This window comes from Cronobacter sp. HA18006, from assembly GCF_011605445.1.
GTDB classification, from domain to species: Bacteria; Pseudomonadota; Gammaproteobacteria; order Enterobacterales; family Enterobacteriaceae; genus Cronobacter; species Cronobacter sakazakii.
In genome coordinates this window covers 44,236-67,082 of the sequence record NZ_JAANQB010000011.1, presented here as the reverse complement: position 1 = coordinate 67,082, position 22,847 = coordinate 44,236, and the positions used below count along the sequence as shown (strand labels likewise).

The 22,847-nt window shown below is 57.9% G+C and carries 16 protein-coding genes; 7 read left to right on the top strand and 9 right to left on the bottom strand.

Annotated elements, in window-relative coordinates; translation table 11 throughout:
- Window positions 1–7: 7 nt before the first annotated feature.
- From rarA to lrp, 4 genes are all read right to left on the bottom strand, one after another.
- On the bottom strand, window positions 8–1,351 hold the full coding sequence (rarA, locus tag G9X48_RS02090) for a replication-associated recombination protein RarA (RefSeq protein ID WP_004387364.1): 1,344 nt from the start codon (window positions 1,349–1,351) through the stop codon (window positions 8–10).
- A 12-nt stretch (window positions 1,352–1,363) separates the two neighbouring features.
- Window positions 1,364–1,978 (bottom strand): outer membrane lipoprotein chaperone LolA, encoded by a 615-nt coding sequence (lolA, locus tag G9X48_RS02085; RefSeq protein WP_004387365.1) that lies wholly within the window; start codon window positions 1,976–1,978, stop codon window positions 1,364–1,366.
- Window positions 1,979–2,167: 189 nt separating this feature from the next.
- Window positions 2,168–6,310, bottom strand: coding sequence for a DNA translocase FtsK (ftsK, locus tag G9X48_RS02080; protein WP_105629511.1), 4,143 nt, complete (start codon window positions 6,308–6,310; stop codon window positions 2,168–2,170).
- Window positions 6,311–6,429: 119 nt separating this feature from the next.
- Entirely contained in the window at window positions 6,430–6,924 is a 495-nt protein-coding gene (gene lrp, locus G9X48_RS02075) for a leucine-responsive transcriptional regulator Lrp (protein WP_000228469.1), read from the bottom strand.
- A 469-nt stretch (window positions 6,925–7,393) separates the two neighbouring features.
- Here lrp and trxB point away from each other — a divergent pair, with 469 nt between their 5' ends.
- The 5 genes from trxB (at window position 7,394) to infA (ending at window position 13,214) form a co-directional block, all read left to right on the top strand.
- Window positions 7,394–8,362, top strand: a complete 969-nt coding sequence (trxB, locus tag G9X48_RS02070) for a thioredoxin-disulfide reductase (protein ID WP_004386312.1) — start codon at window positions 7,394–7,396, stop codon at window positions 8,360–8,362.
- Between the two features lie 115 nt (window positions 8,363–8,477).
- Complete coding sequence (cydD, locus tag G9X48_RS02065) at window positions 8,478–10,244, top strand: cysteine/glutathione ABC transporter permease/ATP-binding protein CydD (RefSeq protein ID WP_097640751.1); 1,767 nt, start codon at window positions 8,478–8,480, stop codon at window positions 10,242–10,244.
- Complete coding sequence (gene cydC / locus G9X48_RS02060; RefSeq protein WP_097640750.1) at window positions 10,245–11,978, top strand: cysteine/glutathione ABC transporter ATP-binding protein/permease CydC; 1,734 nt, start codon at window positions 10,245–10,247, stop codon at window positions 11,976–11,978. It abuts the gene before it with no gap.
- A gap of 37 nt (window positions 11,979–12,015) precedes the next feature.
- Window positions 12,016–12,720: a leucyl/phenylalanyl-tRNA--protein transferase gene (aat, locus tag G9X48_RS02055; RefSeq protein WP_004387934.1), complete on the top strand. Its 705-nt coding sequence runs from the start codon at window positions 12,016–12,018 to the stop codon at window positions 12,718–12,720.
- A 275-nt stretch (window positions 12,721–12,995) separates the two neighbouring features.
- Entirely contained in the window at window positions 12,996–13,214 is a 219-nt protein-coding gene (gene infA / locus G9X48_RS02050; RefSeq protein ID WP_001040187.1) for a translation initiation factor IF-1, read from the top strand.
- Window positions 13,215–13,381: 167 nt separating this feature from the next.
- On the opposite strand, the gene clpA is transcribed toward infA, so the two are convergent.
- On the bottom strand, window positions 13,382–15,655 hold the full coding sequence (gene clpA / locus G9X48_RS02045; RefSeq protein ID WP_004387935.1) for an ATP-dependent Clp protease ATP-binding subunit ClpA: 2,274 nt from the start codon (window positions 15,653–15,655) through the stop codon (window positions 13,382–13,384).
- A gap of 28 nt (window positions 15,656–15,683) precedes the next feature.
- Window positions 15,684–16,004 (bottom strand): ATP-dependent Clp protease adapter ClpS, encoded by a 321-nt coding sequence (clpS, locus tag G9X48_RS02040; protein WP_004387936.1) that lies wholly within the window; start codon window positions 16,002–16,004, stop codon window positions 15,684–15,686.
- Between the two features lie 325 nt (window positions 16,005–16,329).
- Between clpS and cspD the strand changes: the two genes are divergently transcribed.
- Window positions 16,330–16,560: a cold shock-like protein CspD gene (gene cspD / locus G9X48_RS02035; protein ID WP_004387937.1), complete on the top strand. Its 231-nt coding sequence runs from the start codon at window positions 16,330–16,332 to the stop codon at window positions 16,558–16,560.
- A gap of 64 nt (window positions 16,561–16,624) precedes the next feature.
- Here the strand turns inward: cspD and macB are convergent, their stop codons facing one another.
- On the bottom strand, window positions 16,625–18,568 hold the full coding sequence (gene macB, locus G9X48_RS02030) for a macrolide ABC transporter ATP-binding protein/permease MacB (protein WP_097640749.1): 1,944 nt from the start codon (window positions 18,566–18,568) through the stop codon (window positions 16,625–16,627).
- Complete coding sequence (macA, locus tag G9X48_RS02025; protein WP_166499912.1) at window positions 18,565–19,677, bottom strand: macrolide transporter subunit MacA; 1,113 nt, start codon at window positions 19,675–19,677, stop codon at window positions 18,565–18,567. The genes macB and macA overlap by 4 nt, the downstream gene beginning before the upstream one ends.
- Before the next feature lie 160 nt (window positions 19,678–19,837).
- On the opposite strand from macA, the gene G9X48_RS02020 reads away from it, so the two are divergent.
- Window positions 19,838–20,791 (top strand): VirK/YbjX family protein, encoded by a 954-nt coding sequence (locus G9X48_RS02020; RefSeq protein WP_029038922.1) that lies wholly within the window; start codon window positions 19,838–19,840, stop codon window positions 20,789–20,791.
- 159 nt (window positions 20,792–20,950) lie between these two features.
- Here the strand turns inward: G9X48_RS02020 and G9X48_RS02015 are convergent, their stop codons facing one another.
- The gene (locus G9X48_RS02015) at window positions 20,951–22,609 is read right to left on the bottom strand and encodes an ATP-dependent endonuclease (protein ID WP_063264841.1); all 1,659 of its coding nucleotides are present in this window, start codon (window positions 22,607–22,609) and stop codon (window positions 20,951–20,953) included.
- Between the last annotated feature and the right edge of the window lie 238 nt (window positions 22,610–22,847).

Here is a 22,847-nt window from a genome sequence, read left to right as displayed (position 1 = left end):
GATCGCGTTAGCGGTAGCGTTTTGTGGGGCTTTTCTGATCCTGCTCAGCAAGCCAGGCTAGCTTTTCGCCAATCTTGCCTTCAAGACCTCTGTTGGTGGGATGATAGTAGCGCGTTTGTGCCATTTCGGCGGGGAAATAGTCTTCGCCAGCGGCATAGGCGTTAGGCTCATCATGCGCATAACGATACTCCTGCCCGTAACCCATCTCTTTCATTAGCTTCGTCGGGGCGTTGCGCAGGTGTTCCGGCACATCGTAATCCGGGCGCTCACGGGCATCTTTCAGCGCCGCCTTGAAAGCGGTATAAACCGCGTTGCTCTTCGGCGCGCAGGCAAGATAGACAATCGCCTGCGCAATCGCCCTTTCGCCTTCCGCCGGGCCGACGCGCGTAAAGCAGTCCCACGCAGAAATGGCCACCTGCATGGCGCGCGGATCGGCGTTACCGACATCTTCCGAGGCGATAGCCAGACAGCGCCGCGCAACATACAGCGGATCGCCGCCTGCGCTGATAATACGCGCATACCAGTAGAGCGCCGCATCCGGCGCTGAACCGCGCACCGACTTATGCAGTGCAGAGATCAAATCGTAAAAACGGTCGCCTTTATTATCGAAGCGAGCGCTGCGCTCACCAGCGATTTCCGTCAGCAGTTCGGGCCTGAGCACCCGTTTGCCGCTGTCGTCGGTGGGTGCCATATCGGCCATCATTTCCAGCGTATTCAGCGCGCGGCGCGCGTCACCGTTGACCAGCTCGGCAATCGCGAGGCGGGTTTCATCCGGTAAGACGATATCCTGTCCGCCGTAGCCGCGCTCACGGTCGGTCATCGCCTGGGTCAATACCTGTTCGATGTCCTCCACCGTCAGCGATTTCAGCAGATAGACACGCGCGCGTGAAAGCAGCGCGGAATTCAACTCAAACGATGGGTTTTCCGTTGTCGCGCCAATAAACGTAATGGTGCCGTCTTCGATATGCGGCAAGAAAGCGTCCTGCTGGCTTTTGTTAAAGCGATGCACTTCGTCAACGAACAAAATCGTGCGGCGGCCCGCGTTGCGGTTCTGGCGGGCGCGCTCGATAGCCTCGCGGATCTCTTTCACGCCGGATGTCACCGCCGAAATACGCTCCACATCAGCGTTCGCGTAGCGACCAATCACTTCGGCCAGTGTCGTTTTCCCGGTGCCAGGCGGCCCCCAAAGGATCATCGAGTGGAGATGCCCGGCTTCGATGGCGCGGGGGAGTGGCTTACCGGGCGCCAGCAGATGCTGCTGCCCGATGTACTGCGCCAGATTTTCTGGCCGCATACGCGCGGCCAGTGGCTGAAAGGTGTTATCGGAAAAATCGAGCGAAAGATTGCCCACCCGGACCTCGGCTTACTTATTACGCTGATCATCCACCGTTACGCCCTGCGGCGGCGTAAAGGTAAATTTGCTCATATCCACAGCGCCATTCTGCTGAGATTTCAGCTGATAGCTGCTGCGCTGGTCGTCCTGTTCGACGGCGCTGAATTGATTGATGGTGCCGTCGCGGCTCACGTTAATGGTGAACTGCTTCAGGTTACCGCTGGCTGATTTTGGCGTCAGCACAAAATCATCGCCGTTTTGCTTAATGTTGTACTGCTGCCAGTCACTGCTCTGGTTACGCGCAATCAGCATAAACGGCGTATTGCTGGTCGCGTCTTTCAGCCAGGTCGCGCTCGCCTGTTCAACAAACGGGTTATAGAACCACAGCGTCTTGCCATCGGAAATCAGCACGCTTTCATCCGGCTGCGTCATATGCCAGTTGAAAAGATTCGGACGTTTGACCCACAGATCGCCCTGGCCTTCCTGAACGGCAGCGCCGCTGCCATCGGTCACTTTCTGGGTGAAGCTGGCGTGGAAGCTGCTGACTTTATCAAGGCGGCTTTTCAAATCGCCTGCGGCATCCGCCCACACGGACGATACGGCAAACGCAGAAAGCAAAGCACAGGTAACGGCGATTTTTTTCATTGTTATCCCTCAGAATACGACCGACCCCAGTACGGGATCGCTTACTGTCCCTAACTGTAGCCATAAGGCTGACATTTTCGACAGAAGAAAAACCTGATTTTTTGGTAATTTACCCATCTTTTCAGAATCGTGATGAGCGTGAAGCCCTGCGCGCACGGTCACATGCCGCACGCGCAGGGAAAAGAACGGTTACTCAAACGGCGGCGGCGCCAGCACTTCGCGGTTGCCGTTATGGCCCTGCTCGCTGACGATGCCCTGCATTTCCATCTGTTCGATAATGCGTGCCGCGCGGTTGTAGCCGATGCGGAACTGACGCTGTACGCCGGAAATCGACGCTTTACGTTTTTCCACCACAAACGACACGGCCTGATCGAACAGCGGATCCAGCTCTTCGCCGCCGTCGAAGCCGCCGCCACCGCCCTCGCTTTCGCTATCGGAAGTGATGCCGTCGACATACTGCGGACGCCCGCGCGCTTTCCAGTCCTGCACGACGGCATGAACTTCTTCATCACGCACGAAGGCACCGTGAACGCGAACCGGCATGGAGGAGTTCGGGCCGGAGTAGAGCATATCACCCATCCCCAACAGCGATTCCGCGCCGCCCTGATCGAGAATGGTGCGGGAGTCGATTTTGCTGGACACGGTAAATGCGATACGCGTCGGAATGTTGGCTTTGATAAGGCCGGTGATAACATCCACGGAAGGACGCTGCGTCGCCAGCACCAAGTGAATGCCCGCCGCACGCGCCTTCTGCGCGAGACGCGCGATCAGCTCTTCGACTTTTTTACCGACCGTCATCATCAGATCGGCAAATTCATCCACCAGCACCACGATATACGGCAGTTTTTCCAGCACCGGATGGGTGGCGTCCATGCTGTCACCTGGTTTCCAGTACGGATCCGGGATCGGGCGGCCCATGCGTTTCGCTTCGGCGATCTTCTCGTTATAACCGGCAAGATTACGCACGCCGAGCGCCGACATGAGCTTGTAACGGCGCTCCATTTCATTCACGCTCCAGCGCAGCGCGTTGGCGGCGTCTTTCATGTCGGTGACCACTTCGGTCAGAAGATGTGGAATGCCTTCATAGACAGAAAGCTCCAGCATTTTCGGGTCGATCATGATAAAGCGCACATCTTCCGGCGTCGCTTTGTAGAGCATGCTCAGGATCATGGCGTTAACGCCCACCGACTTACCGGAACCGGTGGTACCCGCCACCAGCAGATGCGGCATTTTCGCGAGATCGGCCACGACCGGTTCACCAGCGATATCTTTCCCCAGCACCACGCTCAGCGGTGAAGGGTTCTCGCGGAATTTCGCGCAGTCCAGCACTTCGCGCAGATAGACGGTCTGGCGTTTTTTGTTTGGCAGCTCAAGGCCGACATACGGCTTACCGGGGATCACTTCCACCACGCGCACCGCAACGGTGGAGAGCGAACGCGCCAGGTCGCGCGACAGGTTAGAGATACGCGCAGCCTTAACGCCCGGTGCCAGATTCAGCTCGAAGCGGGTAATAACCGGGCCTGGCGAGTAGTTCACCACATCCGCTTTAATGCGGAAATCGGCGAGACGCGCCTCCACCAGACGCGCCATTTGCTCCAGAGCAAAGGTGTCCACCGGCTCCACTTCCGCTGGCGGCGACGTCAGCAGATCCAGCGACGGCAGCGGCGTAGACGGCTTATGCTTCGGCAGCTCTTCGCCATTACGCATCAGCAGCGGATGGATCAGGCTGTCACGCGGTGATAATGCCGGTGCCGCTGGCTGTTGAGGCTGCACAGGCGCAACCGGAGGCTGAGCCTGATAGCCCTGAGCGGGCGCGGAAGGCGCCTGATAACCCTGAGTCGGTACCACAGACTGCGGTTGCATCTGAGACTGATGCGTGGCAGCAGGTTGGGCATAGCCCTGCGGTGCCTGAGGCTGCGGCACATAACCTTGCGGCTGCACGTAGCTTTGCGCGGGCGCTGCGGGCTGCGCAACGTGCGTATGCGGCTGTTGCGGCGGCTGAGAATGTTGCTGCGGTTGATGTGCAGGGCGATACGGCTCAGGCTCGACAGGCTCTGGCATAAACAGCGGCTCGCTCGGGCCGTCATTAACCAGCGCTTTCATCGGCGAAAGCGCAATGTCATCAGGCATAAACGGCGCAGCGCCAGACGGTTGCGGCGCAGAATAGCGCTGCTGCTGAGACGCGGCAAACTGACGTGCCAGCTCAGCCTGTTCAGCGGCGTCTTCCTCTTCCGGGCTCATCTCTGCCTGATACGTTTCGCCGTAACGCTGCTGCTGGGACGCGGCAAACTGGCGCGCCAGCTCGTCCTGATACATCGCATCAGCTTCTTCTTCAGAAACGCCCTGCTGCTGTTGCGCCATACGACGCTCCGCTTCTTCACGGGCGCGCTCTTCGGCCATTCGCTGGGAAGGCAGTTTGATGCCATAAGAGGCAAGCTCACGACGCGTCGGCACACGAACGCGGTTCGGGCGCGGCAGCTGCGGGCCAATGCCCTCTTTCACCTGCGGACGCGGTGCTTCGCTGGCCGCCGGGGTAAAGGCGAGGCCGGCGGTTTGCGCTGCTGCAGAGGTTGCCTGCGATGCAGCCTCTGCAGCCGCCGTAGCGACAGTCGCCTGTGCGGCTACGTTCAGGCCAGACGCGGCGGCACCAGCGGTATCAGAAACCGATGCTGAAGGCGCGGCAGGCGCGGGGTCTGGTGCGCGGACTGGCTCTGGTTTACGGGTAAGCTCTTCAGGCTCAGGAATCGGCTGATACCACGCGGCCAGTTGTTCGCGTTCGCGAGCGCGCTGGGCTTCCACTTCTTCGAAGTGATAGAGCGGTGGACGGGCGGGTTTGACCTCTTCCGGCGGTGCAACGGGCTCTGGCTCGTGCACCGGCGCAGTTTCATGAGCCGGGGCATACGGGTCTGGCGCAGCGTAAGGTGTTTGCGATGCCGGTGCATAAGGTTCCTGCGCAGGTACATAAGGCTCTGGCGCGTACTGACCACTCTGCGGCTGCGCATAAGGATCATGCGGTGGTTGCTGATATACCTGCGTAGGAGAGGGCTGCGCCTGATACGGCTGCGGCTGATGAGACTGTTGCGCAGGTTGATAAGCAGGCGTTACCGGCGCGCTGTGCTGCCAGTACTCTTCTTCCTGTACTGGTGGTTGTGCGACAGGTGGCTGTGACGGCGCATAGTAATCCGGCTCCGGGGCAATCCCCGGATGCGATTGCGGCGCAGAAGGCGCGGAATGCCATTCAATTTCAGGCGCGACGTCCGGTGCCTGAACGCTTACTGCTTCAGACGGCATTGCCGTTTGCGCAGATGCCCAGACCGGCGCAACCGGTGTGGCAGCCGCGGCAACGGCGGCCGGGTCGGCAATCGAATGACCATTCAGCAGCGGGTCGTTTTCATCATAAAATGCGTCCGGTTCAGTGACTTTATGGCCGGAAAACAGCACGTCGTCGGCATCAGCCGGCGTGCCGCGCACACTGTATTGCACCTCGTCGGCGTCATCCATCCGCTTGCCCGAAAAGAGCGCGGCGTCGGTTTTACGGGCGACAGGGTTGCTGAATTTGTCCGCCAGCCGTTGACGGCGGGCTAAAGCGCCACGAAGAATACGCGCGCGACGGGATTCTCCTTTCGCTGGCTTCAGCTCACGCTCATCCTCTTCATATTCGTCGTGCTCTTCATCGTCTTCGTAATCGTCTTCATCCTGCCAGGTGTCGTCACGGCGGGTACGGTTGCTGGCGAACGTCAGTACGGTAAGCACCGCGCTGCCGATTTTCTCTGCGATGCTGACCCAGGACCAGCCGGTAAAGAGCGTCAGCCCTGCCGCCCAGACGCAGAGCAGCGCGATGGTGCCGCCGCTGCTGTTGAGCATCGGCTGAAGCGCGGTGCTGAGCAGGCTGCCAATCACGCCGCCGGAGGCGAAATACCAGATATCGTCGGCGTTAATCGCCGCCAGTCCGCAGGAAGTCAGGATGAGCGCCAGTACGCCTATCAAGCGCAGCGCCACGGCGAAATAGTCGATGTAATCTTCGTTGCCGCGCTGACGCCAGGCAAACCAGCAGCCGCCTACCATGATCACAGGAATGGTGTAAGCCATCACGCCGAAAATAAAGAACAGCGTGTCCGCAAGCCACGCGCCAGGCGCGCCGCCCAGATTATGGATAGGCTCATGCCATGCCGTTTGTGACCAGCTCGGATCGGAAGGATTAAAGCTTAACAGGGCGGCCATCAGCCAGACGGCAAACAGCACTACAAGGATCAGCAGCGCCTCGAGCAGTCGTCGCCCGCTGCTTAATTTAGTGAGTGTGACTTCTTTGTCTTCGGTGTATTCCTGGCTCAAGACAGGCTCTCCAGGTCCATGAGGTAAAACGGACAGCAGTGGCGAGAAACCCCGCCACTGCTGCTGTATGGATTAACAGGAGTGTAATCAAACTACGCCCGGTTTGCACCTGTTCTGTGTTAGCGGGTTTTAATGACCAGACGATTACTCTGCTTCACTTCTTCCATGACGACGTAAGTACGGGTGTCGTTCACGCCCGGCAGACGTAGCAGGGTCTCGCCCAACAGCTTACGGTACGCGGACATATCCGGCACACGGGTTTTCAACAAGTAGTCGAAATCGCCCGAAACCAGATGGCACTCCTGAATTTCTTCCAGCTTTTGTACAGCAGCATTGAACTGCTCAAACACATCCGGCGCGCCACGATTCAGAGTAATCTCAACAAATACCAGAAGTGAGGCATCCAGATAATGCGGGTTCAGCAGAGCCGTATAGCCCTGAATAAAACCCTGTCGTTCCAGGCGACGAACGCGCTCTAAGCACGGCGTCGGTGAAAGACCCACTCTTTTTGAAAGCTCGACGTTAGAAATGCGCCCATCCTTTTGCAGCTCATTAAGAATGTTACGATCGATACGGTCGAGATCTTTGCCAGGGCGCTTCTTGCTATCTACCATTATTATTGTCTCTCTGTATTCCTTCCCTACACCTGCCATTACCCGTTGCACTTCACTGTTCAGGGCGTCAGTTAGAAGACCGTTGCCCACTGGCAGCTATCGACATTACGTATGGCGTCTGTCCACGCCATGCGTGAATTTCAATAGCCCGGAAATTGGCACAAGCTTGCGCCAGAATGCGCGGCAACCAAAGCCAACCCTTTTTTCTTCCTCGAATGTTTTCGCAAAAGCGCAGGGGATTGTCAAAGCAAAACATCGATTTTTAGTAGAACGTGCCAGAGACTGGTTGCGAGCGGCGATAATTCCTCATTTTACTGCCTTATATGCCGCGCTTTTTAATCAGTAAAAATAATGACGCTATCGGCCGCAGCTATTGCATGAATCGTTAACAAAATTGCCACACTCTTTTTTTAGCCCCGTAAATTCCCTACAATCCAGCCCATTGTCTGCCAACAACAATGAGGATCTCATGGGCACGGCTAAACACAGTAAGCTGTTAATTCTTGGCTCCGGCCCGGCGGGATACACCGCTGCGGTCTACGCGGCGCGCGCCAACCTGAAGCCGGTTCTGATTACCGGGATGGAAAAAGGCGGTCAGTTGACCACCACCACTGAAGTGGAAAACTGGCCGGGCGACCCGCACGATCTGACCGGTCCGCTGTTGATGGAACGCATGCACGAGCATGCCGCGAAGTTTGAAACAGAAATCCTGTTCGACCATATCAACAAGGTCGATCTGCAAAACCGTCCGTTCCGTCTTATCGGCGACAGCGGCGAATACACCTGTGACGCGCTTATCATCGCCACCGGCGCCTCCGCGCGTTATCTGGGCCTGCCGTCTGAAGAAGCCTATAAAGGCCGCGGCGTTTCCGCCTGCGCCACCTGTGACGGGTTCTTCTACCGCAACCAGAAAGTCGCGGTCATCGGCGGCGGCAACACTGCGGTTGAAGAAGCGCTGTATCTGGCGAACATCGCCTCTGAAGTACACCTGATCCACCGCCGCGATACTTTCCGCGCCGAGAAAATCCTGGTGAAACGTCTGATGGATAAAGTGGAAAGCGGCAACATCGTGCTGCACACCCACCGCACGCTGGAAGAAGTGACCGGCGACCAGATGGGCGTCAGCGGTCTGCGTCTGCGCGACACCGTAAACCCGGAAAACGTCGAGACGCTGGATGTCGCCGGCCTGTTCGTCGCGATCGGCCACAGCCCGAACACCGCGATTTTTGAAGGCCAGCTGGAGCTTGAGAACGGCTACATCAAAGTGCAGTCCGGTATTCACGGTAACGCAACCCAGACCAGCATTCCGGGCGTCTTCGCCGCAGGCGACGTGATGGATCATATTTACCGTCAGGCGATCACCTCCGCCGGCACCGGCTGTATGGCCGCGCTGGATGCCGAACGCTATCTTGACGGTCTTGCTGAAAAGCAGAGCTAATTCCGCACGTTAAACAAGGCGACGAATCAGTCGCCTTTCTTTTATCCCCGTTGTAACATTGCCTGCTCTCTCGCCTTGCGGCGAGCACTCTGGATTTTACTGCTCAGTGCATGCAATGAATAAAACCCGTCAACAAGAACTGACCCGCTGGCTTAAACAGCAAAGTGTTATCTCCCGCCGCTGGCTCAGCCTGTCGCGCCTGCTTGGCGTGGTGAGCGGTTTGCTTATCGTCGCGCAGGCCTGGCTGCTGGCCGATCTCCTTAACGATCTGATAATCAAAGGCATCCCGCGCGAGGCGCTGCTGCTGCCGTTTGTGCTGTTGATTCTGGTCTTCGTATTACGGGCCTGGGTGGTGTGGCTGCGCGAAAAAGTCGGGTTTCACGCCGGGCAACATATCCGCGCCCGCATTCGCCAGCAGGTGATGAACCGCCTTCAGGAGGCCGGGCCTGCCTGGATCCAGGGGAAACCCGCCGGTAGCTGGGCGACGCTTATCCTTGAGCAGATTGACGATATGCACGATTTTTACGCCCGCTACCTGCCACAAATGGCACTGGCGGCGAGCGTGCCGCTGCTGATTGTGCTCGCTATTTTTCCTTATAACTGGGCAGCGGCGCTGATCCTGCTTGGCACCGCGCCGCTGATCCCGCTGTTTATGGCGATGGTCGGCATGGGTGCCGCCGATGCTAACCGGCGTAATTTCCAGGCGCTGGCGCGCCTGAGCGGCAACTTCCTTGACCGCCTGCGCGGTATGGAAACCCTGCGTCTTTTCAACCGCGGCGCAGCGGAAACGCACAACATTCAGGCCGCCTCGCAGGATTTTCGCCAGCGCACCATGGAAGTATTGCGCCTCGCGTTCCTCTCCTCCGGCGTGCTGGAGTTTTTTACCTCGCTTTCCATTGCACTGGTGGCGGTCTATTTCGGCTTCTCTTATCTGGGCGAGCTGAATTTCGGCCATTACGGCACCGGCGTGACGCTGTTCGCCGGTTTCCTGGCGCTGATTCTGGCACCGGAATTTTTCCAGCCGCTGCGCGATCTCGGCACCTTTTATCATGCCAAAGCGCAGGCTGTCGGCGCGGCGGATAGCCTGAAAACGTTCCTTGAAACGCCGATTCAGCATGCTGAGAAAGGCACACTGGAGCTTCCCGGCTGCGAGCCGATTTCGCTTGAGGCACAGGGCCTGACCATTCTTTCGCCGCAAGGGAAACGTCTCGCCGGGCCGCTGAATTTCACGCTGCCCGCGGGCAAACGCGTGGCGCTGGTGGGGCAAAGCGGCGCGGGGAAAAGCTCGCTTTTAAACCTGCTGGCCGGGTTTCTGCCCTATGAAGGCTCGCTGCGCGTTAACGGTGTTGAACTGCGCGAGCTGGAGCCGGAAAGCTGGCGGCGTCAGTTGAGCTGGGTGGGACAAAACCCGCAGCTGCCTGCCGGAACACTTAAAGAAAATGTTTTACTGGCCGATCCCGAGGCAAGCGACGCGCAGCTCCATGCGGCGCTGGATAAAGCCTGGGTGAGCGAATTCTTACCGCTACTGGCGCAGGGCGTTAACACGCCGATTGGCGATCAGGCCTCCGGCCTCTCTGTGGGCCAGGCGCAGCGCGTGGCGGTTGCCCGTGCGCTGTTAACGCCGTGTCGTTTGCTGCTGCTGGATGAGCCTTCCGCAAGCCTTGATGCCGGTAGCGAGCGCCGCGTGATGCAGGCGCTGGAGACCGCGTCGCTGGCGCAGACCACGCTTATGGTCACACACCAGATTGATGATATCGCCGCCTGGGATGAAGTCTGGGTAATGCGCGACGGGCGCATCGTGGAGCGCGGCGACGTCGCCACGCTCAGCGAGGCCGATGGTTATTTCGCGGCGCTGCTGGCGCACCGTCAGGAGGAGATTTAAATGCGCGCGTTACTTCCCTATCTGGCGCTCTACAAACGCCATAAATGGCTGCTGTCGCTCGGCGTCGTGCTGGCTATCGTGACGCTGCTCGCCAGCATCGGCCTGCTGACACTCTCCGGCTGGTTCCTCTCCGCCTCTGCGGTCGTAGGCATGGCTGGCCTGTACAGTTTTAACTATATGCTGCCTGCCGCTGGCGTGCGCGGAGCGGCGATTATCCGCACCGCCGGGCGTTATTTCGAGCGTCTGGTGAGCCACGAAGGCACGTTCCGCGTGCTGGAGCACTTACGCGTCTATACCTTCAGCCGCCTGCTGCCGCTTTCTCCGTCCGGACTCGCGCGTTTTCGTCAGGGCGAACTGTTGAACCGCCTGGTGGCGGATGTCGATACGCTGGATCACCTCTATTTGCGCGTGATTTCACCGCTCATCGGCGCGCTTGCGGTTATCGCGGTCGTGACGCTTGGCTTAAGCCTGCTGGATGTGACGCTGGCGCTGACGCTCGGCGGGATCATGCTGGCGACGCTGCTGCTGCTCCCTCCCCTCTTCTATCGTGCCGGTCGACCGGTGGGCGAAGCGCTGACGATGCTTCGCGCCAGCTATCGCCAGCAGCTGACCGGCTGGTTGCAGGGTCAGGCGGAACTGTCGATTTTCGGCGCGGCCGGGCGTTATCGCGAACAGCTGGATACAACCGAACAAGTCTGGCACGAGGCGCAGCGCCGCCAGGCCGGGCTGACAGCGCTTTCGCAGGCGATGATGACGCTGATTAGCGGCATGACGGTCGTACTGATCCTCTGGATGGCCGCAGGCGGCGTTGGTGGCAACAGCACGCCGGGTTCGCTTATCGCGCTGTTTGTCTTCTGCGCGCTGGCCGCCTTTGAAGCGCTCGCGCCAGTCGGCGGCGCGTTCCAGCATCTTGGTCAGGTTATCGCCTCCGCGCGTCGCGTGAGCGACGTCATTGATCAGTCTGCTGACATCACCTTTGCAGAGTCGGGCAAAGATGCGCCGCGCGAGGCCTCGCTGTTGCTGCGTAACGTGAGCTTCAGTTACCCGGGCCAGCCGCAGCCTGCGCTGCGCGATATTATGCTAGACGTCGCACCGGGCGAGCATATCGCGATTCTCGGGCGCACCGGCTGTGGTAAATCGACGCTGTTGCAGCTTATCACCCGCGCCTGGGACCCGACTTCCGGCGACGTGATGCTTGATGGCGTCCCCATCACCGGTTACCGCGAAGCCGCGCTGCGCGCCACCATGAGCGTCGTACCGCAGCGCGTGCATCTCTTTAGCGCCACGCTTCGCGACAACCTCCTCCTCGCCGCGCCGCAGGCTAATGACGCCGCACTCGGCGCAGTACTCGCCCGCGTGGGGCTTGAAAAACTGCTGGACGATGAAGGACTGAACGCCTGGCTTGGCGAAGGCGGACGCCAGCTCTCCGGTGGCGAGCTGCGCCGTCTCGGCATCGCCCGCGCGCTGCTGCACGACGCGCCAATGCTCTTACTGGATGAACCGACGGAAGGGCTGGATGCCGAAACCGAGCGTCAGATACTCGCTCTGGTAAAAGAAGTCGCCGCACAAAAAACGCTGCTGATGGTGACTCATCGCCTGCAGGGGCTGACGGCGTTCGATCGCATCATTGTCATGGACAACGGGCAGATTACTGAGCAAGGTAGTCACAAGGAATTACTGGCGCAGCAGGGACGTTATTATCAGTTTCGTGCGCGTTCAGTACACTATCATTGATTGATATTTGACACTGTTGTCATGGAGCGCCGTTGTGATGCGTCTGGTGCAGCTTTCTCGTCATTCGATTGCTTTTCCCTCGCCTGAGGGGGCGTTACGTGAACCTAACGGCTTACTGGCATTAGGCGGGGATCTCAGCCCCGCTCGTCTGATGATGGCCTATCAGCAGGGCATTTTTCCGTGGTTCTCGCCGGGAGACCCGATCTTATGGTGGTCCCCGGATCCCCGCGCGGTGATTTGGCCTGAGCGGTTACACATCAGCCGCAGCATGAAGCGCTTTCACCGCCGTTCGCCCTATCGCGTAACGCTGAATCATGCGTTTAACGCTGTTATCCAGGGCTGCGCCAGCGACCGTGACGACGGCACATGGATAACCAACGATGTGGTGATCGCCTGGCAGCGCCTGCATGAACTGGGCCATGCGCACTCTGTTGAAGTCTGGCAGGACGATACGCTCGTGGGCGGCATGTATGGTGTGGCGCAGGGCGCGCTGTTTTGCGGCGAATCGATGTTTAGCCGCCGTGAGAACGCCTCGAAAACCGCGTTGGTGGTGTTTTGCGACTACTTTGTCGCGCAGGGCGGCAGGCTGATTGATTGTCAGGTGCTCAACCCGCACACCGCGTCGCTGGGCGCAGTCGAGATCCCGCGCCGTGATTATTTACAACAACTGGCTGAGCTTCGCCCGTTGCCGCTCGAAAAACGTTGCTGGGTGCCGCAAACCCTTTTTACGCCCGCAGGATAGCAGAATGTTTTCGGCACATTTTTTGTCAGGGTGTTATACTTACGCACGCAGAAAATGACTGCCATTACCCTGCCGCCGTTTTGGGACCCTCCGTTAACGCAACGCTTTGGATCTCACGCTCCCCGTTACGCTTGCGCTGCCCGCGCGGTTTTGTCGTGGGAGCGGGAAGGCGCAGCGGTACAACGGGCATTTCGCCCGCAAAACTTTACTTAATGGGTGAACTTGGGCATTATCTTGCCGGTTCAAACTATGGTAGTGATACCCCAGAGGATTAGATGGCCAAAGAAGACAATATTGAAATGCAGGGTACCGTTCTTGAAACGTTACCTAACACTATGTTCCGCGTAGAACTGGAAAACGGTCACGTGGTAACTGCCCATATCTCCGGTAAAATGCGCAAAAACTACATCCGCATTCTGACGGGCGACAAAGTGACTGTTGAGCTGACCCCGTACGACCTGAGCAAAGGCCGCATTGTCTTCCGTAGTCGCTAAGTTTGTACAGGCTTCTTAAGCGAAGCCAGGCCGCGCCGCCGTTTGCCGCGCCAGCCTGAAAAAAAGCGCCCTTTTGCGGCGCTTTTTTTATGCGTGTCTTGCCTGAAAAAGCGATAAAAAAACGCCGGATATCGCTATCCGGCGTTGTGTCTTATATACGCATGGCGTTAGTGTGCGGCTTCAGGCTTATGCTTCTGCGCGCTCTGGAAGCTGTACGTCAGTTTATCGCCTTCTTTATCCAGCGCGACGGAGACCTGGCCGCCATCCACCAGCGAACCAAAGAGCAGCTCGTTGGCCAGCGGTTTTTTCAGGTTGTCCTGAATCACGCGGGTCATCGGGCGTGCGCCCATCGCACGGTCGTAGCCTTTCTCCGCCAGCCAGTCACGCGCTTCCTGGCTAACTTCCAGGGAGACGCCTTTCTGGTCAAGCTGCGCCTGCAGTTCAACGATGAACTTGTCGACCACCTGATGAATCACCTCGGTAGAGAGATGGTTGAACCAGATAATGTTGTCGAGACGGTTACGGAACTCCGGCGTAAAGATCTTTTTGATCTCCTCCATCGCGTCGGTGCTGTTGTCCTGACGGATAAGCCCAATCGATTTGCGCTCGGTTTCACGCACGCCGGCGTTGGTGGTCATCACCAGAATCACGTTGCGGAAATCCGCTTTACGCCCGTTGTTATCGGTCAGCGTGCCGTTGTCCATTACCTGCAGCAGCAGGTTAAAGACGTCCGGATGCGCTTTTTCGATTTCATCGAGCAGCAGAACCGCATGCGGATGCTTAATGACCGCGTCGGTCAGCAGACCGCCCTGATCAAACCCAACGTAGCCCGGCGGCGCGCCAATCAGGCGGCTGACGGTATGACGTTCCATATACTCGGACATATCAAAGCGCAGCAGTTCAATACCCAGCGCTTTGGACAGCTGCACCGTCACCTCGGTTTTCCCGACGCCGGTCGGGCCTGCAAAGAGGAAAGAACCTACCGGTTTACGGTCATGCCCCAGCCCCGCACGGCTCATTTTGATGGCTTCGGTTAAGGCCTCAATGGCTTTATCCTGACCAAACACCAGCATTTTCAGGCGATCGCCCAGGTTTTTGAGCGTATCGCGATCGCTTTGCGACACGCTCTTCTCCGGGATACGCGCGATGCGGGCCACCACGGTTTCGATATCCGCCACATTGACGGTTTTCTTACGCTTGCTGACTGGCATCAGACGCGCACGCGCGCCCGCTTCGTCGATAACGTCGATGGCCTTATCCGGCAGGTGGCGGTCATTGATATATTTAACCGCCAGCTCCACCGCCGCGCGTACCGCTTTCGCGGTGTAACGGACGTCGTGGTGCGCTTCATATTTCGGCTTCAGGCCGTTAATGATCTGTACGGTTTCCTCGACGCTCGGCTCGGTGATGTCGATTTTCTGGAAGCGACGCGCCAGCGCACGGTCTTTTTCGAAAATGTTGCTGAACTCCTGATACGTCGTGGAGCCCATCACCCGGATTTTGCCGCTGGAGAGCAGCGGTTTAATCAGGTTTGCCGCATCGACCTGGCCGCCGGAGGCCGCGCCCGCGCCGATGATGGTATGGATTTCGTCGATAAACAGGATGCTATTGTTATCCTGCTCAAGTTGTTTAAGCAGCGCCTTGAAGCGTTTTTCAAAATCGCCGCGGTATTTAGTGCCCGCCAGCAGCGAGCCGATATCCAGCGCATAGATAGTGCAGTCGGCCATCACTTCAGGAACGTCGCCCTGCACGATACGCCAGGCGAGCCCTTCTGCGATGGCGGTTTTCCCGACGCCCGACTCGCCCACCAGCAGCGGGTTGTTTTTCCGGCGACGGCAGAGCACCTGAATGGCGCGCTCCAGCTCTTTGTCGCGGCCAATCAGCGGATCGATGCCGCCAACGCGGGCAAGCTGATTGAGATTGGTGGTGAAGTTTTCCATACGCTCCTCCCCGCCTGCCTGCTCTTCGTTGACCGGATTGTCATTGCCCGGCGCCTGGCCTGGCTCGTCTTTACGGGTACCGTGGGAGATGAAATTCACCACATCAAGGCGACTGACTTCATGTTTACGCAACAGATAAGCCGCCTGAGACTCCTGTTCGCTGAAGATAGCCACTAAGACATTGGCACCAGTCACTTCGCTACGGCCGGAGGACTGGACGTGGAACACGGCGCGCTGCAACACGCGCTGGAAGCTGAGCGTCGGCTGAGTGTCGCGCTCCTCTTCGCTCGCGGGCAGTACGGGTGTGGTTTGTTCAATGAAGGCTTCGAGTTCCTGACGCAGCGCCACCAGATCCACGGAGCAGGCTTCAAGCGCCTCCCGTGCCGATGGGTTACTGAGCAGAGCCAGTAACAGATGCTCGACGGTCATAAACTCATGTCGGTGCTCGCGCGCTCTGGCGAAAGCCATGTTTAAACTGAGTTCCAGTTCCTGGTTGAGCATAGGGCACCCCCTCAATAGTTTGCCTTAATCAGGCTTTTTCCAGCGTACACAACAACGGATGGTCGTTCTCCCTCGCATATTTGTTCACCAGCGCCACTTTGGTTTCCGCCACTTCCGCGGTGAAAACGCCACAGATGGCTTTCCCCTGATAGTGAACCGTGAGCATCAGTTGCGTTGCACGTTCTACATCATAAGAAAAGAACTTTTGTAGCACGTCAATAACAAATTCCATTGGCGTGTAATCGTCGTTCATTAATATAACTTTATACATAGATGGCGGCTTTAGCGCTTCGCGCAGGTCATCTTCCGCCAAATGGTCAAAATCCAGCCAACTTTTGTCTTTACTCATTGCCAGTCGTCATCATGGTTAAACAGTACAGCCAGCGTGTTTTCCGGCGCTCTGGTTGAGTGTAATACGCATCCTGAATCTACCCTAATGTTCAGCAAGCAACCAGCTATCACTGGTATTCGCGAGCTCTGTCACATTAATGAAAATAGCGTTAACTGCTTCAAAATTTTGACTCAATCCCACCTGCCAGACCCCGGTGAACGCTTGACGCACAGTGCGATTTCTCTAAATTGTACAAGCGTGAGTTGGCGAGGTTTTGAACAGCCCCCCTCACCCACCGGTTCAATCCATCTTACTCAATAAGACTTATGAAGGATGTCGAAGCATGGAGACGGGTACTGTTAAATGGTTCAATAACGCCAAAGGGTTTGGGTTCATCTGCCCTGAAGGCGGCGGCGAAGATATCTTTGCGCACTACTCTACAATCCAGATGGACGGCTACAGAACGCTGAAAGCCGGACAAGTCGTGAGGTTCGATGTGCATCAGGGTCCCAAAGGCAACCATGCCAGCGTCATTGTCCCTCTTGAAGCAGAAGCTGCATCCGCAGTTGCGTAACTCTTCTGTTTCATTGTGTACATCCTGCTCCTGAAATGCCAGTCCCGTGGACTGGCATTTTTATTTATTCACGGGCAAGTGCATCCACAGGATTGAGTCTGGCCGCGTTGCGGGCGGGCAGCCAGCCAAACAACACCCCCGTCGCGCTGGAGCACAAAAATGCGGTCAGCAGCGCCACGGGCGAAAAACCAATCTCCCAGCCTGGTAAAATGAGCTGTAGCGCAAACGCGATCAGCAGTGAAAGGCCAATCCCAAGCGCGCCGCCCACCAGACAGACCAGCACCGCCTCAATCAAAAACTGCTGTAGCACATCGCTTTTGCGCGCGCCGACCGCCATACGAATGCCGATTTCCCGGGTGCGCTCGGTCACTGACACCAGCATGATATTCATCACCCCGATGCCGCCCACCACCAGCGAAATCACCGCTACCAATGTCAGAAACAGTTGAAGAGTACGTGTGGTCTTTTCGGCGGTTTTCAATACGCCATCCATATTCCACGTGAAAAAGTCTTTTTTACCGTGACGCAGCGTTAGCAGGCGCGTGAGCTGCTGCTCCGCCTCGCCGCTGTCGTAGCCCTCTTTCACCCGCACGGTAATAGAGTTCAGCCACGACTGGCCCATAATCCGCCCGGACATCGTGCTGTAAGGCATCCATACCCGCAGAATTTTGCTGCTGCCGAACATCGACTGCTTCTCTTCCGCCACGCCAATGACGGTCGCGGGCATATTGCCGACCAGCACCACTTCGCCTACTACGTTTGCCTTATTCGGGAAAAGCTGGCGGCGCGCGTTACTGTCGATCACCACCACCTGCGCGCGGCCGCGCAGTTGTTCGTCGTTAAAGGTGTTGCCCTCGCTGAAGGTCATGCCGTAGACGTTGAAATATTGCCCGCTCACGCCGTTAGCGCTGGCGGCGACATCCACATTGCCATAGCGCAGGCGCAGGTTTTGCGACACCGTCGGCGTGGCGGAACTCACCCACGGCTGACGCTGTATCGCCTGCAGGTCGTCATACTGCAACGCCTGCTGGTATTGCGGATCGTCATCGCCAAAATCCTTACCAGGGTAAACATCAATCGTGTTCGTTCCGATGGAACGGATATCCTCCAGCACCATCTGTTTGGCGGCGTCGCCCACTACCACAATAGAGACCACCGACGCGATGCCGATGATAATCCCGAGCATCGTCAGCAGCGTGCGCATCTTGTTGGCAGCCATCGCAAGCCAGGCCATTGTCAGCGCCTCACGGAAGCTGTTAATAAACTGCCCGAGCGCTGGCGCGTCCTGCGGTTGCGCAGGCAGCTGGGCTGCATCGCGTTTCCCGACCGGCGGCGGGTTGCTGATTATCTCCCCGTCGCGAATTTCAATAATGCGCTCAGCCTGTGCGGCGACGTCAGGATCGTGGGTCACGATAATTACCGTATGCCCGCGATCGCGAAGCTGTTTTAAGGTCGCTATCACCTCTTCGCCGGAGTGGCTGTCGAGCGCGCCGGTCGGTTCGTCGGCCAGGATCACCTGCCCGCCGTTCATCAGCGCGCGGGCGATACTCACGCGCTGCTGTTGACCGCCGGAAAGCTGCGAGGGCTGATACCCGACGCGCGCTTCAAGGCCCAGCCGCGCCAGTAATTCGCGCGCTCGCGCCTGACGCGCGGCGCGCCCGGTGCCGGCATAAATGGCGGGAACTTCGACATTCTGCGCGGCGGTCAGGTGTGAAAGCAGATGGTAGCGCTGGAAAATAAAGCCGAAATGCTCGCGCCGCAGGCGGGCAAGCGCGTCGTCATTAAGCGTTGCCACATCCACACCTGCGACTTTATAGCTGCCGCTGCTGGGCTTATCGAGACAGCCGAGAATATTCATCAGCGTCGATTTACCGGAGCCGGACGCGCCAACAATCGCCACCATTTCACCGGCGTTAATGGTTAGCGTGACGCCTTTTAGCACCTCGACATCCGTTTCACCCGACGGATAGCTGCGGCGAATATCACGCAGCTCAAGCAGCGCCGTCATTGTTCGCTCCCGCTCGCGCGGCCAATCACCACTTCATCCCCCTCTTCGAGCCCTTTGACCACTTCCACCTGCGTATCGTTACGGGCGCCGATGGTCACTTCGCGCTCGCGGGTCTCACCGTTACGCAGCAGCGTGACGTTATAGCGATTATCACCGACCGGCTCACCCAGCGCCGCCAGCGGAATGGTGAGTACATCGTCGACGCCGCCGAGCTGAATATGCACCTGCGCGGTCATATCGAGGCGCAGCACGCCTCGCGGGTTCGGCACTTCAAAACGCGCGTAGTAAAAAATGGCGTCGTTGATTTTCTCGGGTGTGGGAAGAATATCTTTAAGCCGCCCTTCGTAGCGGGTCAGCGGGTCGCCAAGCACCGTAAACCAGGCTTTTAGCCCCGGTTTGAGATGAATCACGTCGGCTTCAGAGACCTGCGCTTTCACCAGCATCGTGCTGAGATCGGCAAGCGTGAGAATATTCGGTGCCTGCTGCGCGGCGATGACCGTCTGGCCCTGCAGCGTGGTTATCTGCGTCACCTCACCGGCAATCGGCGCGGTAATACGGGTGTAATCCAGGTTGGTTTTGGCCGTGCTGAGCGAGGCCTGATTACGCTTAATTTGCGCGTCGATCATACCAAGCTGCGCCTCTTTGACGGCAAGCTCGGTGGCGGCCGTATCGAGATCCTGACGCGACACAGCCTGCGTGCGGGCAAGCTGCTGCTGGCGGGAGAGCGTAACGCGGGCGAGTTTCATCTCCGCCTCGGCCTGCCGGCGCTGGGCGCGCAGCTCCATCAGCGTCGCTTCCACTTCTTTGATCTGGTTTTCAGCCTGCTCAGGATCGATAACACCAAGCAGCTGATCTTTTTTCACTTTATCGCCGATATTGACCGACAGCGTTTTCAGCTGGCCACTCACCTGCGCGCCGACATCGACTTTACGCAGCGCATCGAGCTTACCGGTCGCAAGTACGCTCTGCTGCAGATCCCCTTTACGCACCAGCATGGTCTGATAACGGGGCAGCGGCGCGTTCAGTGTCTTCCACAGCCATACCGCGCCGATGATGATAACCAGAGCCAGCACCACGTAGCGCTTCTTAATCCTTCCCTTAAGCTTCATATCTTTCCTGACGTTTCGGACGAATAAACAGAGTGTGCTCTCCCATTCTAAACGCAATCTCAACCAAACCCTATGCAGCTCGTAAATAAACCACGGCGTTGATATTGCGTTGAGTGATGATTTGTTTCCATAACCTCAGACTTCATTACGAGACCAGGTTATGTCCGCACTTGCCGAAATTTCCATACAGCCGCCAGCCCATAGCGCCTGGCAACTCTTTCGCCTGCTTGCGACAGGCCAGAAAACGCCGGGGCTCGCATGGGAAAACCCCGCCTATCGGCGGAAATTCATGCTGCGCTCGCTGGCAACGCCCTTCGCCACCCGACGCTGGCTTTCAGTGCTCGCCCGTCAGCCGATGCTTGACGCCTTGCTGCATGCCCAGCCGGGCCTGCCGTGCCGTCTGCACAGGCCCTGGCTGTCGGTCAATGTGTCGCGAAAAGCGGCGCTGGCCGCGCTGGAATATCATTACCAGCATATCGAGCGTCTTTTGCCCGACACGCTGATGCAAGGGCACCTGACGCGACAGGGCAGCACGCTTGCCACGCTTAGCGGAAAAAACGACGCGCAGTATCGTCTCGACCTTGCCGCCATCGCCGACCTCGACAAAGAAGGCGAAACGACGGTGATTTTCCGTGACGCTAACGGCGTCGTACTTGCCGAAATGACCTTTACGCTTTGCGAAGTCGACGGCCAATCTGCACTGTTTATTGGCGGCTTACAGGGTGCCAAAGCCTGGGTTGAACACGATCAGATCCAGCTGGCGACCAAAGCCTGCCACGGTCTGTTTCCTAAACGCCTGCTGCTGGAAGCGGTCTGCCTGCTGGCGCAGCACTTTGGTGTAAGCCAGATACTCGCGGTCAGTAACGAGACACATATCTACCGTAGCTGGCGCTATGCGAAGAAGAAAAAGGATAAACTGCACGCCGATTATGACAGCTTCTGGGAATCGCTCGGCGGTGAAAAGGACGCCCGGGGGCTTTACCACATGCCGTTGCAGATAACCCGTAAATCGCTTGAGGAGATAGCCAGCAAAAAACGCGCGGAATACCGGCGTCGTTATGAGTTGCTGGAGAGTATGACGGCGCAAATCGCCGCGCGGTTTAACGAGCGGTAATCGGCGGGCGGGTGCGCGCGTTTACCTGCCCTACAATGTTATTCGTCACCTCACGCGGCGGGTGCGCTTCGCTTACCCGCCCTACGACTTTATTGACTATTCCAACTGGCGGGTACGCGTCGCTTGCCCGCCCTACCAGATATACTCATTGCCAAAAAGCTAATCTGCCCGTCCGCGTGCGAGCCACAGCACGCGCGAGAACATTTTGCGCAGCAGCGGTGGCACCGCGTCCATACCGCGGCGGGCGGCTTCCATCGCCACTTCAATCGCCAGATCGGGTTTCGACGAGCGGTGAATGGCTTTAACAATCACCCTCCGCATATTCATATGCACCGTTTCCGGCACCTGCGCGACGCGGTAAAACACGGCGTCAAACCCTTCGCGATACATAAAATGTTCCATATCCGGCGCGGGAAGCTCGGTCAGATGCTGACGCACCTGTTCGCCGTCGTTATTCACGATGCTTTTTACCGTCGCAGAATATTTGCGCCCGGCATCGTCGCCATCCACCAGTACATGCCACTCAATGCCCATACGGCGGGCAAATTTAATCAGCGGTTTTAAGCCCGACTGGGCGAACTCAATAACTTTGATGCCTTCGGCCTCGAAGTGGTAACCGCACTGGCGCGCCAGCTCGTTCATCATCCAGACTTCCGTTTCCCCTTCCACCAGCAGCCAGCAGCGCGCGAACAGCGCTGATGGCCGGTTAAAGCGGATATGAAACGCGATGCGGCGGCTATCTTCGGCATTCATGCCGCCAGGCCCCAGCCGCCACGCCGCCACCTTGCCCGACGCACGCACCAGCCGGCAGACATGTTCAACCGGGGTCATCGACAGCAGCTCGCCGGAGTTGGTGGTGGTCAGCTTTTGCAGCGGCAACAGGTTCAGCAACTGCCAGGCCACGGAGAGCATAATGGGGTGCAACCGCGTTTCGGGGTCTTCCACCAGCAGCAGCGGCCGGGCGTATTTATCGAGCCGAACGTTGCCTTTGGCCTGCAACAACGTGGCGAACAGCCCCAGCAGGATAACCCGGTAAGCCCGCCCGCCAGGTTTATCAATCATGCGGTTGATGATGTCGAGATAACGCCAACTGCGCTGTTCGTCGTGTGAATGACGACGCATCAGGCGATAGCGCGGGCCTGCGGTGCCCTGCTCGGAAAAGTAGTGCTCCAGCAGTTGCACCATCGCCGACAGCCCCTGGCGAATCTGTTCATCCGTGAGGTTTTGCGGGCGGGAGACCAGCTCGCGTGTGAGAAACTCAAGCTCGCGCGCCGTCACTTCCACCAGGGGCGTATGGGCAATGGTGCTGTCGTGCAGACGACGCATAAAACGGGCGTCACGCAACCGCAGTACCGGATTCAGACGGATAAGCTGCCGCGCCAGCGCATCGATATCGTCCAGCGCGAGCGGTTCACCCTCGGCGTTAAGAAAGCTACGCAGCGTGAGCACGCTGTTATCGTCGTTAAGCTCGCCTTCCAGCCGGTAGAAAATCCGCTCAAAGCCATCGCCGCCCGGCGTCATTAATGGGCGTAAACCGCGAAAACGGCGGCGCTGAAAATCCCCCGGCTCGGTTTCGCGAAAAATAAGAATGACATGCAGATGCCGCTCGCGTCCGTGAATATCTCCCGGTGGAAACCAGAAGTCATTGCGCGTAAAGGAGTAGAGCGTTTCACCGGGATTCAGCAGCAGCGTCAGCGCATCCAGCAGGCTTGATTTCCCCCACGCGTTTTCGCCAATCAGCACATTATTATGTTCAAGCGTTAACGATAAGCGGTTAATTCCACGAAACCCGGCGATTTCCACGCGTTCAAGAAACATCTCTCCTCCGGCTGCATCTGCATGGCTGCGTGTCGGCAGTATAGCTATTCAATCAGTGCCTTAACAGAGAAAGACGGGGCGTAAACGCCGCATTGCGAGGCGTCTCGAAATAATAAATGCGTGATAATCAAGCCGGTAATAAATAGCTTTCATCATGCGCTAACGCAATGAAATACGGCTAATAACCGCCGCTTTACTCGCCTGGATGAATTCTGTAGGGTGTGGCGGCACGCTTATT

Excerpts from the sequence above, each read along its gene's own strand:
- cspD (WP_004387937.1), top strand. The coding sequence starts at position 16,330 with ATGGAGACGGGTACTGTTAAATGGTTCAATAACGCCAAAGGGTTTGGG.
- cydC (WP_097640750.1), top strand. The coding sequence starts at position 10,245 with ATGCGCGCGTTACTTCCCTATCTGGCGCTCTACAAACGCCATAAATGG.
- macB (WP_097640749.1), bottom strand. The coding sequence starts at position 18,568 with ATGACGGCGCTGCTTGAGCTGCGTGATATTCGCCGCAGCTATCCGTCG.
- macA (WP_166499912.1), bottom strand. The coding sequence starts at position 19,677 with ATGAAGCTTAAGGGAAGGATTAAGAAGCGCTACGTGGTGCTGGCTCTG.
- trxB (WP_004386312.1), top strand. The coding sequence starts at position 7,394 with ATGGGCACGGCTAAACACAGTAAGCTGTTAATTCTTGGCTCCGGCCCG.
- G9X48_RS02015 (WP_063264841.1), bottom strand. The coding sequence starts at position 22,609 with ATGTTTCTTGAACGCGTGGAAATCGCCGGGTTTCGTGGAATTAACCGC.
- lolA (WP_004387365.1), bottom strand. The coding sequence starts at position 1,978 with ATGAAAAAAATCGCCGTTACCTGTGCTTTGCTTTCTGCGTTTGCCGTA.
- clpA (WP_004387935.1), bottom strand. The coding sequence starts at position 15,655 with ATGCTCAACCAGGAACTGGAACTCAGTTTAAACATGGCTTTCGCCAGA.
- infA (WP_001040187.1), top strand. The coding sequence starts at position 12,996 with ATGGCCAAAGAAGACAATATTGAAATGCAGGGTACCGTTCTTGAAACG.
- aat (WP_004387934.1), top strand. The coding sequence starts at position 12,016 with ATGCGTCTGGTGCAGCTTTCTCGTCATTCGATTGCTTTTCCCTCGCCT.
- G9X48_RS02020 (WP_029038922.1), top strand. The coding sequence starts at position 19,838 with ATGTCCGCACTTGCCGAAATTTCCATACAGCCGCCAGCCCATAGCGCC.
- clpS (WP_004387936.1), bottom strand. The coding sequence starts at position 16,004 with ATGAGTAAAGACAAAAGTTGGCTGGATTTTGACCATTTGGCGGAAGAT.
- lrp (WP_000228469.1), bottom strand. The coding sequence starts at position 6,924 with ATGGTAGATAGCAAGAAGCGCCCTGGCAAAGATCTCGACCGTATCGAT.
- cydD (WP_097640751.1), top strand. The coding sequence starts at position 8,478 with ATGAATAAAACCCGTCAACAAGAACTGACCCGCTGGCTTAAACAGCAA.